The organism is Mucilaginibacter endophyticus, from assembly GCF_003351025.1.
Lineage (GTDB): Bacteria > Bacteroidota > Bacteroidia > Sphingobacteriales > Sphingobacteriaceae > Mucilaginibacter > Mucilaginibacter endophyticus.
In genome coordinates, this window is the sequence record NZ_QPCG01000001.1 from 39743 (window position 1) to 53099 (window position 13357).

The 13357-nt window shown below is 41.6% G+C and carries 8 protein-coding genes and 1 tRNA gene; 7 read left to right on the top strand and 2 right to left on the bottom strand.

Annotated features, from left to right (window positions below; translation table 11 throughout):
- Window positions 1-168: 168 nt before the first annotated feature.
- The gene (locus tag DUL71_RS00165) at window positions 169-3306 is read right to left on the bottom strand and encodes a glycosyltransferase family 117 protein (RefSeq protein ID WP_114936229.1); all 3138 of its coding nucleotides are present in this window, start codon (window positions 3304-3306) and stop codon (window positions 169-171) included.
- 213 nt (window positions 3307-3519) lie between these two features.
- On the opposite strand from DUL71_RS00165, the gene DUL71_RS00170 reads away from it, so the two are divergent.
- From DUL71_RS00170 to DUL71_RS00200, 7 genes are all read left to right on the top strand, one after another.
- Window positions 3520-3590, top strand: a tRNA-Gln gene (locus DUL71_RS00170).
- A 164-nt stretch (window positions 3591-3754) separates the two neighbouring features.
- Entirely contained in the window at window positions 3755-4699 is a 945-nt protein-coding gene (locus DUL71_RS00175) for a ribose-phosphate pyrophosphokinase (protein WP_112572913.1), read from the top strand.
- Window positions 4700-4935: 236 nt separating this feature from the next.
- Window positions 4936-5520, top strand: coding sequence for a 50S ribosomal protein L25/general stress protein Ctc (locus tag DUL71_RS00180; RefSeq protein ID WP_114936230.1), 585 nt, complete (start codon window positions 4936-4938; stop codon window positions 5518-5520).
- Window positions 5521-5666: 146 nt separating this feature from the next.
- Window positions 5667-6227 (top strand): aminoacyl-tRNA hydrolase, encoded by a 561-nt coding sequence (pth, locus tag DUL71_RS00185; protein ID WP_114936231.1) that lies wholly within the window; start codon window positions 5667-5669, stop codon window positions 6225-6227.
- Between the two features lie 104 nt (window positions 6228-6331).
- Complete coding sequence (locus tag DUL71_RS00190) at window positions 6332-8767, top strand: TonB-dependent receptor (RefSeq protein WP_161964349.1); 2436 nt, start codon at window positions 6332-6334, stop codon at window positions 8765-8767.
- 115 nt (window positions 8768-8882) lie between these two features.
- A complete protein-coding gene (locus DUL71_RS00195) occupies window positions 8883-11354 on the top strand; it encodes a TonB-dependent receptor (protein WP_161964350.1) in 2472 nt (823 codons plus the stop codon).
- A gap of 171 nt (window positions 11355-11525) precedes the next feature.
- Entirely contained in the window at window positions 11526-11876 is a 351-nt protein-coding gene (locus DUL71_RS00200; protein WP_112572923.1) for a Spx/MgsR family RNA polymerase-binding regulatory protein, read from the top strand.
- Window positions 11877-12143: 267 nt separating this feature from the next.
- Here DUL71_RS00200 and DUL71_RS00205 read toward each other — a convergent pair whose 3' ends face one another.
- The gene (locus tag DUL71_RS00205; RefSeq protein WP_114936234.1) at window positions 12144-13103 is read right to left on the bottom strand and encodes a phytanoyl-CoA dioxygenase family protein; all 960 of its coding nucleotides are present in this window, start codon (window positions 13101-13103) and stop codon (window positions 12144-12146) included.
- Window positions 13104-13357: the final 254 nt, after the last annotated feature.

Below are 13357 nucleotides of genomic sequence, written 5' to 3' on the forward strand. Positions count from 1 at the left end.
CGGTTAAAATTTATTTCAAATAGTATTCAGATAAAGGCACTCAAGCTGAAAGCTTGGACTATTTTAGGTCGAAGTTTAGCGAAGCGTAACTTCGACCAGTATAAAGACCGCTAAAAACAAAAAATGCCCGCTTATTGGCGGGCATTTTCAAAATATCAAAGAAGCAATCTATCTCTTCCCTGTCACTCCAAATTTCTTTTCAAAGCCACTCAGTTGTGTACTGAATTTGTTGAACAGTTGCGGCTGTTTGTATTGCTTGCTAAACTCAACCAAGCCACCTAATATCTGCATGGAATACTGCAGATCGCGGTTTTCGAGGTTAGTTTCGCCTTTTTGCAACAGGGCATAGCTATAATTAAGCTGATTGTTTACATAATCGTCAACCAGGTTTGCCAGCTTGTTGCCTAACGGAATGTCGTTTAGACGGTAAGCGTTTTCGATCATGTAATATTTGCGTACCGCAATCTCCAGCGAGTTGATGGTGGTTGGCATTACCTCATCATATTTCTTAAGCACCTTACGGGCCGAATCAGGTTTACCTGCTTTTGCCAGATCATCGGCCAGGGTTGAGTAAAGCCTGGTGATAAGCGGGTAAAACATGGTCATTGATTCATGATCAAGGTAGCTGGCATTTTTCATATTGCCCCACCTGTATTTGGTCATCATGTTTTCGTACATTTTACCGGTGTTGCTGGCTTCAAGCGGCCCAACTGCGGTATCTGGTTTTAGCGGCAATAAACGATACGCGAAACCTTCGTTATACATATACTTATCCAAACCAATCATGTTGCTGTTTGGCACGGTAACCGAAAAATAAATAGGGCGTTTCCAATCATTATGGGTCAGGATATCCATCATGGCCAATACATCTTTGGTTACGTAACGACCGTTAAATGTCCAGTCCATTTCTGGTGTTATCCTGTCTTTATCGGTAGCTGCAACAGTACCGGTTTTAACAACCTCATCGGCATTAACCGTTAATTTGAATTTGTTGGTTGGCAGGTAATTGGCAACATCGCCGTTATTGTACTCAACCATGGCTTCTTTTTTATCAGAAGTGATAAAGTCAAAAACATCTTTTAGCTCGGTTGCTTCGGGAATCTTCTGGTCGTTGAAATAGATCACATCGCGTACACCGGGTTTAAACTTATCGTTAGTCATGCTGATAGGCAATGGTTCCGACTCGTTCATCTTGTTTTTCATACCACGGATGTACCAGTCGGTACCCAGCAAGCTCAGGTTTACGATACGTACATCCGGACGGACGTTTTCAACCTCCTGAATGTACCAAAGCGGATAGGTATCGTTATCGCCATAAGTAAACAAAATAGCATTTGGCGCGCATGAGTTAAGGTAGTTGTAAGCCATATCATGCGGGGTAAGCTTGGTTGAGCGGTTATGATCGTCCCATTCCTGGTTAGCCATCAGTAACGGAGCGGCAACTAAACAAACTACTGTAGAGATGATAGCGCTTACCCTGGCGTTAAGCTTTTTGCTCAGTACATCGGCAATGCCTATTACGCCCAAACCTATCCATATTGCAAAGGCATAGAAGGAGCCTGCATAAGCATAGTCACGCTCACGAGGCTGCAGCGGATCCTGGTTCAGATAAAGTACAATGGCTAAACCGGTGCAAACAAACAGGATGGCCACAACACCGGCTTCGCGCTGATTGCGGGCAAAATGAAATACCGCGCCAAAAAGGCCTATGATAAGCGGTAAAAAGAACAGGCGGTTATAGCTTTTGCTTTCGGTAACCGAGTAGGGAAGAGGCTTGCTGAAATTCCATCCGCTGATCCACTCGCCATCGGCTCCGGAGCCTAAACTCTGGCCATCAAGGTCGTTAGAACGGCCAACAAAGTTCCAGAGGAAGTAGCGGGTGTACATCTGGTTAATTTGCCATTTAGCAAAAAAGTTAATGTTTGAACCGAAGGTTGGATGTTCGCTTTCGCCAAGGCCTGTCCACTCGCGGTAAAATTCCGGGTGACCAGGTTTGTCGCTAAACATACGCGGGAATATGGTATTGCGGTCATAAACGGTATTCAGCTTTTTGCCGGCTACCTCATATTTGGTTGCTCCGCGACGGTAAATATTAGCACCCTCGGTTTGGGCTGTCGCTTCCGAATCAAAAAACTGACCGTACAATAATGGGGTATCGCCGTACTGGTCGCGGTTAAGGTAGCTGTTCAGGGCGAAGGCATTTTCCGGGTCGCTGTTATTAAGGTTAGGGTTAGCCTTTGCACGTACCACAATCATCACAAATGAACTGTAGCCGAACAGGATAAACAGCAGGCAAATCAAAAAGCTGTTGAGCGCAAAACGCTTTTCGCGGATCTTTACGCCATACTCTAATAAGGCTAAAATACCTACGCTTACTATAAGGCCAATAATGCCACCGCTAATACCTAATATCAGCACAAAGCATGCTGCCGCTAAAATAATGGCAGGTTTAACCGGGTTTATGGTATAATAAATACCCGCTACAATGGTGATGATCAATAAAATAAAGAATACCACAGCGCCGCTGCCAAAGCCCATGCCCAGGGTATTCACAAAAAGCAGATCGGAAAAAGCCGCGCCTTTTACGGTGTATTGGATAACTCCCCAAAGCACAAATGCTAATGCCACAACACTGGCCAAAAAGGTAAGTAATGTACCTTTGGTAGTAACGCTTTTAGCCTTGCGGAAATAGATCACGAGGCCAATAGCCGGGATTACCAGCAGGTTTAATAAGTGGATGCCTATAGAAAGGCCCATTACATAAGCGATAAAAACTATCCACCTGTTGGCATGAGGTTCATCGGCATGGGCATCCCATTTCAATATAGCCCAAAATACTACTGCAGTACAAAGTGATGATTGCGCGTAAACTTCAGACTCAACAGCCGAAAACCAAAAAGTATCCGACCAGGCATAAGCCAAAGCACCTACAAGGCCCGAACCAAGGATGAGGATCAGGTTAGTATTATTAAGCTGCTCCTCTGTTTTAACCAAGAGTTTTTTGGCGAGGGCGGTAATGGTCCAAAACAGGAACATAATGGTAGCGCCGCTGGCCAGTGCCGATGCCATGTTGGCCCAGTAGGCAACTTTAGTATTATCACCCATCGATAACAGGGTGAATACTTTACCTATCATGGTAAATAAAGGGGCTCCGGGTTGGTGAGCTACCTGTAAGCGATAGATACAGGCAATAAACTCGCCGCAATCCCAAAAGCTTGATGATGGCTCAAGGGTTAAAATGTAGGTTACTGTGGCAATAATAAAGGCTACCCAGCCAAATATATTGTTGAGTTTTTTGTAATTCATGTTTGAATGCTATATAAAAAACAGGATTAATGCAGCCGAAAATAACAAAACTATTGGGATGTTGCCATCAAAAACGGGCTTTTGAAGCGTATTTGAATTTTATTTTGCTGTATTTGAGGTGTTAATGAATTTTTTTAAAATTCTATTTTGACTTTCAAATCTTAGCGCTATATTTGCATTCCTTTTCGGGGAGTAATACAAACCAAAGGAGATTGCCTGATAGTATAATGGTAGTACGACGGTTTTTGGTACCGTTTGTCTAGGTTCGAATCCTGGTCGGGCAACAATAAAAATTCGGATTTCGGATTTTCAATTTCGGATTAATTCTGATTGGAAAACTTGAAATCCGAATTGTGTTTTAAGGCGTTTGTGAAGCGGGAAGGCCTTATTTTAATAAGGCAGAGTAATCAATCCGAAATCGAACATCCGAAATTCAAAATCAAAGAAAATGCCCTTACAATTTAACCCGGTTAAATTATTTACAGGATCAGGCTCGCCGGAGCTTGCGCGTCTGATAGCTGATGCATATGGTCGTGAATTAGGAGAAGTTGTAATATCTCGTTTCAGCGATGGTGAATATCAGCCGCATTTTAACGAATCTGTAAGGGGGAGTGATGTTTTCCTGATCCAGTCTACCCATCAGCCTACCGATAATTTAATGGAATTACTCATGATGATTGATGCCGCCCGTCGTGCATCAGCCCATTATGTAACCGCCGTTATACCTTATTTTGGTTTGGCCCGTCAGGACAGGAAAGATAAACCACGTGTTGCCATTGGTGCAAAGCTGGTAGCTAACCTGTTGGTTGCAGCCGGTATTAACCGTATCATGACCATGGATTTGCACGCAGCGCAAATTCAGGGCTTTTTTGATGTTCCGGTTGATCACCTGGATGCTTCTATCATTTTTGTGCCTTATATCAAAAGCCTTGGTTTAGGTCACCTTACTATTGCATCGCCTGATATGGGCGGTTCATACAGAGCCCGTAGCTTTGCCAAGTTTTTTAACGCCGAAGTGGTAATTTGCGATAAACGCCGTAAACGTGCCAACGAAATTGAAGCCATGACACTGATAGGTGATGTTACCGATCAGGACATAGTATTGATTGACGACATCTGCGATACAGCAGGTACATTGGCAAAAGCAGCCGGACTGATCATGGAACGTGGTGCGCGCAGCGTACGCGCCGTTTGTACACACCCGGTATTATCAGGCAAAGCATATGAAACTATCGAAAACTCGGCGTTAACCGAACTGATAGTTACAGATACTATACCGCTGAAACAACAAAGCTCAAAAATAAAAGTGCTTTCAACTGCCGAATTGTTTGCTAAAGCGATAAGCAACGTAAACGAACACGGCTCGATAAGTACCTTGTTTAAGGTGGAGTAGTAGGTAGTTCATGGTTGATGGTTCATAGATCATAGTGAACATTTATCATGGAAAATAAAAAAGAATAAAGTAATTGGGAAATTAGGCCATGAACAATGATCTATGAACCATGAACTAAAAAAGGCTTTGTGGAAAGTAGAACAATGATCTATGAACCATGAACTAAAAAAGGCTTTGTGGAAAGTAGAACAATGATCTATGAACCATGAACTAAATAAATAAACAAATAAATAAAAATGAAATCAATTGCTATTAGCGGTTCTCTAAGAGAGAACGTAGGGAAAAGAGACGCGAAAGAGCTGCGTTACAATGGCCTGGTGCCTGCAGTTCTTTACGGTGGTGCTACCCAGACCCACTTTGCAGTGTCCGCAGCTGATTTGAGAGCCGTAGTTTACACTCCGGTTGTTCATTTCATCGATCTTGAAGTTGCCGGTGTTAAATCACAAGCTATCATCCAGGACATTCAGTTCCACCCACTAACTGAAAAAATCACTCACGTTGACTTTTTATTGTTAGACGAGAAAAAACCTATCGCCATCGAGATCCCTGTTAAATTAACCGGTACTTCTCCAGGTGTTAAAGTAGGTGGTAAACTGGTTCAAAAATTAAGGAAACTGCGTATCAAAGCGCTTCCTAAAGATCATCTTGATGCTATTGAAGTAAGCATCGAGTCTTTAGAAGTTGGTAAATCAGTAAAAGTATCTGATATTAAATTAGATAACTTAACTATCACCAACGCTAAAGAAGATACCATTGTTTCTGTAACTACCTCACGTGCATTACGTCAGGCAGAGCAAGAAGCAGCTCAAGGTAAAAAATAAGCCCCCCGCCCCTAAAGGGGAGCAGGAGTTTAAAACAAGAAACAGCGGTAGAGTATCTCTATCGCTGTTTTTGTTTGAGCAATAAATAATATCTTCGCATAAAATTTAAGTTAATCAAAAATTCCCCCTTTAGGGGGTTAGGGGGCATGAAATATTTAATTGTAGGTTTAGGAAATATTGGTCCGGAGTATGCGGATACCAGGCATAATATAGGTTTTATGGTATTGGATGAACTGGCTAAGCAGGAGGGAACAAGGTTTCAAAACTCACGTTTGGCTTACTATACCGAGGTATCGTTTAAAAGCCGTACCCTTTGCCTTATTAAACCTACTACCTACATGAACCTGAGTGGTAAAGCCCTTAACCACTGGATGAAAGATCTTAAAATCCCGGTTGAGAATGTTTTGGTTATTGTAGATGACCTTGCCCTGCCGCTGGGTACCCTGCGTTTAAAACCGAAAGGCAGTGCTGCCGGGCATAATGGCCTTAAAAATATTGAGGCAGTGCTTGGCAATAGCAACTACGCGCGCTTGCGTTTTGGTATTGGCGATAATTACCCCAAAGGTCGTCAGGTTGATTTTGTACTTAGTGCTTTTGATAAAGATGAGCAGCCCGAACTTCCCGCACTTATTGATCGCTCGATAGAAATGGTGAAGAGTTTTGCTACCATTGGTACCGAGCTTACCATGACCCGTTACAATAAGTAACATGGCTGTTACAAACTAATATTATAGTTAAATTCCCGTTCAAATCATGATTCGCGTTGTAACGCGGCATGATGTTCTTACGTCTTGTAAACCTAAATAACCTTATGAAACAAATCCTACTAACGGTACTTTGCTGTTGCTTTTCCACGCTCATATTTGCTCAAACCAAAACTCCCGCTGCTCCGGCAGTTCCCAATATTATTGTAAAAGGTATTATCATTGATTCGGCAATAAACAAACCTATGGGTTATGTTACCGTTGCCCTGCAGGATGCGGCTACCAAAGCTCCTGTAAAAAGTACCCTCGCTAAAGATGACGGCAGTTTTGAACTGAAAGCCCCTGAAGGTAAAACTTACCAGTTAGTAGCTGTATTTATAGGTTACGCTACTAAAACCATCCCGGTAAAACTAAGCGGTAATACATTTAACGCGGGCAGGATCCTGCTTTCGGCATCAAGCAAGCAATTAAAAGAGGTTACGGTTACCGCTGTAAGGCCTGTGATGAAACAGGAGGTAGACCGCCTGAGCTATGATGTACAGGCCGACCCGGAAAGTAAATCGATCACCGCTTTGGATATGATCCGTAAAGTGCCGTTGTTATCAGTAGATGGAAGCGACAATATTAAGCTCAGGGGTAACGATAATTATAAGATCCTGATCAACGGTAAAGAATCGGCCATGATGGCAAAAAATCCATCGGACGTATTAAAATCGATGCCGGCTGCCAATATTGAAAAGATAGAGGTGATCACTACACCGCCAGCAAAATATGATGCCGAAGGTTTAGCGGGTATCATCAACATCATTACCAAAAAGAATGCCGATCAGGGTTATAACGTAAACATCAATACCGGTTACAACAATGTTTTTGGCGAACGCGCTAATGTGAACGTAACTGTTAAGCAGGGCAAGTTTGGTTTTAGCGGCTACGCCGGATACAATCACAGGCCGGTGCAAACTTCAACTTTTGAAAACATTAGCAACTTTTATCATCCGCCATCATCACTTAGCCAAACCGGTACAAGAGGTAACGGAGCCAATAACGTTTATGGCAGCGGCGAGTTAAGTTATGAAATTGACAGCCTTAACCTGATTACCGGTATGTATGATTTTTATGACGGTAAGGGTAAGCAGCAAAACAACCAGGTTACCAGTATTAAGGATAGTGTTGACGCCGTTACCCAGTTTTATCGTTTGTTCAATGCCGGAACCAGCACTTTTCATGGTTCGGATTTAGGCTTGAACTACCAGATAGGTTTCAGGAAGTATAAAGACCAATTGCTTACCGTATCTTATAAATACAATAACAATAATAATGGCCAAAACAATGGTGCTACTGTAGCTGCCGACTCCATTGGTAAAGCACCTGCCGATTACAGGCAATACAACAAATCGGGTTCAAAACAACATACTTTCCAGCTCGATTATATTCAGCCGCGGAAAATATTAACACTTGAAGCTGGTGGTAAAATTATTTTAAGGGATAACTACAGTAACTTTTTTACCGACCTGAAACAGTCTGACGGAAGCTATAAAACTGACGATAGCCAAACCAATGATTTTACCTATAATCAGGATGTTTACAGCTTGTACAACTCATACTCGGTAAAGCTTAGTAAATGGGCTTTTAAAGGTGGCTTGCGATTGGAGCACACCAAAGTAAATGCCGATTTTTCAACTACTAACAGTACCGTTAACCAGAATTACAATAATCTTGTTCCATCGGTATCTATTCAACGCTCGTTAAAAAGCAGCAGCCTTACCTTAGGTTATACCCAACGGATCCAGCGCCCGGGCATTTACCAGTTAAACCCTTATACCGATAGGACAAACCCACAATACGTTAACATGGGTAACCCTAATCTGAAAGCCGCGGTTACCAATAACTTTGAGCTGGGATACAGCAATTTTGCCAAAGGTTCTATTAACCTGAGCACCAATTACTCTTTTGCCAATAATACGGTACAAAACCTGGCACGTGTTGATTCGGCAGGAGTAACTACCAATACCTATGATAACGTAGGCTCCAACAAAAACTGGGGCTTTGATGCAAATATTAATTATCCCATCACTCCTAAACTAAATGTGAATATTAACGCCGAGTTATTATTTGTTTGGCTGAAGGGTTACTACAATGGTTCGTTGTACAAAAACAGTGGTAACCAGGGGCACATTTTTACTTATACCAGTTACAAGTTTGACGGCGGTTACCGCGCGGGTGTAAACATAGGTTACGACAGCCGTTATGTATTGTTGCAGGGAAAGGATAATTATTACTTCTTCAGTTCCATTAGCGGAACCAAAACCATGTTTAACGAAAAGGCCACCTTATCGGTAAATGTTAACAATCCGTTCAAAAAATTCAATAAACTCGATTTCTATACCAAAACTCCTGACTTTGATACTTACACAGCCAACAACAACTTTTATCGCACCATTAACGTGAGCCTGAGCTACAAATTTGGCAGGCTTAACAGTAGCATAAAGAAAAATCAACGTGGTATTAATAATGATGATACCAGTAGCGGAAGCCGCAATTAAAAACATATACAATTAACCCGTTGGGTGACAGAAACAAACGTTAAAAAGTGTTAAACGCATATTTTTTGCTGTCACACCCGGGTATCTTAAACGTCTTATGACCAAAATCGCAATTATGAAACAATTTCTACTAACAGTGCTATGCTGTTGTGTCACGGGCATGGTGATGGGGCAGGCAGCAACACCGGCACCTGTTCAAAATATAACGGTTAAAGGTATCGTGATAGATTCGGCAGCCAACAAGCCATTGGGGTATGGTACGGTGGCCTTGCAGGATGCCGCTACCAAAGCACCCGTAAAAAGCACACTCGCCAAAGATGACGGTAGCTTTGAACTGAAAGCACCCGAAGGTAAAACTTATCAGTTGGTTGTTGCTTCGGTTGGATACGCGACCAAAGTACTTCCTGTAAAAATAACTGGTAAAACGTTTGATGCCGGACGCATTTTGGTAGCTACGTCAAACAAACAACTAAACGAGGTAACCATAACTGCCGTAAGGCCGGTAATGAAGCAGGAGGTTGACCGTCTTAGTTATGACGTAACTGCCGACCCTGAAAGCAAGGCCATTTCGGCATTGGATATGATGCGTAAAGTTCCACTTTTAGCCGTAGATGGTGACGATAACATTAAACTGAAAGGCAGCGGCAAATACAAGATATTGATTAACGGTAAAGAATCGGCACTGATGGCTAAAAACCCGTCGGACGTATTGAAAGCGATGCCTGCTACCAATATCGAAAAAATAGAGGTAATCACCACACCACCCGCTAAATATGATGCGGAAGGCTTGGCCGGTATTATCAATATTATCACCAAAAAGAATGCCGATCAGGGTTATAACGGCAGTGTCAACATGCGTTATAACAGTGTATGGGGGCCGGGTTATAACCTGAACATGACGGCTAAGCAAGGTAAGTTTGGTGTTTCGGGTTATGCCGGTTTTGGTAACCAGAAACGTAATACCAATACATCAAGCATAAAACAAACTTTCTTTAATCCCGAATCAGAGATATTGCAAACAGGCGATAACTCATTTGGTGGTAAATATCGGTATGCCAATGCCGAGTTGAGTTACGAAATAGATACCCTGAACCTGCTTACAGGTTCGTTTGAATACTTTCATGGTGAATTTGACCAGGACGGTTCACAGCGGTCGGCACAAACAAATGCTGCCGGTGCCCTTACCCAGGGGTATAATCTGTTGAGCAACGGCTACAATCATGACCAGGGCCTTGACGCGTCTATCAACTACCAGTTAGGCTTTAAAGGGCATAAAGATGAGTTACTGACATTATCTTACAAATACAGCTACGGGCCAAGCAAAAACTTTACTGATAACCAGTTTTCGGACAGGGTTAATTATTACAACGCCCTTCAGCCCGATTTCAGGCAGTATAATAATGCCGGTAACCGCGAGCATACATTTCAATTAGATTACGCCTACCCGTTAAAAAAGATCAGTATTGAGGCTGGGGGTAAAGTTATCCTCCGTAATAACTTTAGCGATTACAGGCGTGAGGATAAAGATTCAACCAGTTCGGTGTACAACGTAAACGCGGGACAAACAGGCGAGTTTGATTATCACCAGGATGTGTACAGCGCCTATAACTCGTACCAGTTAAAGTTTGATAAATGGACAGGTAAGGCAGGTGTACGTTTGGAGCATACCCAGGTAAATGCCGTGTTTACAGGTACGCCGCTTGATAAAAACTATAATAACCTTATTCCGTCGGTATCTATCCAGCGCTCGCTGAAAAGCAGCAGCATTAGCTTAGGCTTTACCCAGCGTATTCAAAGGCCGGGTATTTACCAGTTGAACCCTTTTATTGATAAATCGAACCCCAAATTTATCAGTACCGGTAATCCCGATCTGAAACCTGAGTTGAACAATACTTTTGAATTGAACTATAGCAATTTTTCAAAAGGATCTATCAACATAGGTTTAAGTTATGCGTTCTCCAATAATGCTATCCAGAATGTAACAAGCCTTATTCAAAACAACATGGGCGATCATATTGATACAGTTACTTTTACTACATATCAGAATTTGGGAAGTAACCGCTCGTTAGGATTAAACCTCAATACCAATATTTCCATTACTAAAAAGTTCACGGTTAATATCAACGGACAAATTTCGCACATCTGGTTAAAAGGTACTTATAACGGTCAATTTTATAAAAACGACGGCTATACAGGTAATGCTTTCGCCAATATCGGCTACAAGTTTGATGGTGGTTACCGCGTTGGTTTGGATGCCGGTTTCTTTAGTGGCGATGTTACCTTACAGGGTAAATCAAGCAATTTTATTTATAACTCTTATGTTGTTTCAAAAGAGTTCCTGAGTAAAAAGCTGACAGTATCCTTAGTGGCCAACAACCCATACAGCAAGTACCGTACCTTCCGGTCAACAACTCACACCGTCGATTTTGACCAGGAATCATTATACCATAACCGCTATCGTCACTTCGCAATCAGGCTTAACTATAAGTTTGGTAGGTTGAGCAGCGATATTAAAAAGAACCAGCGCGGTATTAATAATGATGATACCAAAGGCGGGGGCAAAAGCAGCAGCGGTGGCAATGGATAATTGTTAACAGATATTTGTGAAGAAGGTGCGTAATAGCGCCTTTTTTGTTTATTATAAAATAGATTGATCTGAGGTATAGAGGTACAAGTTGTTCGAAGTCTCCGGACTTCGAATCGATAAACTTGTAGTTTGTAACTACAGGCATATTGGTTTAAACCGTAAATTTACGCCATGAAAGTTTACGGAATAACCAATTGCAATACAGTAAAAAAAGCCCTCGACTGGCTTAAAGAAAATAAGGTAGCTTACGATTTTCAGGATTTTAAAAAACTGGGTGTAAGCACCGAAAAGCTACAGGAATGGGATACTAAAGCAGGCTACGAAAAGTTCATGAACAAACAGGGCCTCACCTGGAAACAGCTTGACCCGGCAGTTAAAGAAAGCATCAAAACCAATACCGACGCGCTGCAATTATTACAGCAAAAAACCAGCATGATCAAACGCCCGGTTATTGAGGATAATGGTTTCCTGTTCTTCGGCTTTGATGAAAAGGTTTACGCCGATCATTTTTTGGGGAAGTAATTTGATTTTGAGCAAAGCTTAATATTATGAACACGCTCAAAGCCATGTCATTGCGAGGAGGCAAGACGAAGCAATCTCGTAGCTAATGCATGTCCGCCCTGAATAGCTACGAGATTGCCACGCTGCGCTCGCAATGACATACTTTTTTTAAGATATAATTTCATCTTCCGGACACTTGTTGGTGACAACACTACAACGGCGAGGTGAACGACCTATAAAAAGCAAGTCATTACAGATCTTGCAATGACTTGCTTTTTCGTTAAACCATTATTCCTTTTTGAATACTGCTTTATATAACAGCTTAAGCAGTGCTTTCTTGTCCCGGGTTGGGTTAAATATATATTGGGTTTTATTCACCCTTAAATAATCAATTTTTTCGCCGTTATAATTCGGTACAACTTTTTCGCCGGTTGCAATATTGGTTATGTTATTTCTTAAGAAAAGTTCATCAGTAACCATATTGCTCAGCATTGGGGTGTAATAATAGCAATCCTCAAAAAAGTAATGCGTTACCTGCGACCATCTTGATGAACCTTCCTTTAAAACGGGCATACCGCCATGCAGGATATTGCTCGACCAAATTAGCATATCACCCTTTTTCGCGTGAAAAATTTTCCTTTCAAAAGGGCTTACCTTTACAATTTCTTCTATAAAGTCTTCGTATTCGTTATAGTTGTCATAGTTGTTGCTGGTGGCATTCTCTTTAATCTGGGCAAAATTATATTCAGGTAAACGGTGTGAACCCGGATAGTAAAATAGCGGACCGTTTTCTTCATTTATATCTTCCAGAGCTACCCAAACACCACACATAAACTTGGCCGGTAACGAGCTAAAGTGGATGGTGTCAGAATGGGCGAGTTGTTGTGTACCCTCACTAAAATTTAATGTTTGAAAGGGAATAGGCTTCCTGCCATATAAAGTTTCGAGCAATTTAAGGAGGGGGGGATAAGCAGCTAAATCTTTGCAAGACTCTGAAACCTCCCAAAAATCCTGAACCCTGGTTTTGGTGCGATGCGTTTTTATAGGGAAGTTGGTATCGAAAGCCTTATTTTCTGTTTCTTGTTGAACTTTATCAATAAGGTCGGCAGGGAAAAAGTTGCTTAATGCCGTAAAGCCATTTTCGTGATAATCAATACACAATTTTTTTTCTTCGGCACTTAGATTTTTTGTCTCGAGGATCTTATAAAAAAACGGCGATTCGATCCAGGGGAAGTTCGATTTGATCATAGGTAATTAGGATGGTTATGGTTATTTATTTTTTAACCTTTACGTTTTCTATGGCACAAACGTAACATAAAAAGTTAAAGTATATGTTTTGAAATAATAATTAGACCTGCCGATGATAGACAACTTCTGGTTAAATCTACTTTACATATAGATATTGCTGATGAATTAAATTATTTAATAAATCCGTAACAATCGTTTTACCAGTCCCTTGCATTTACCTAATTTGTAGTATACTTGTTCTTTTACTCAATAGA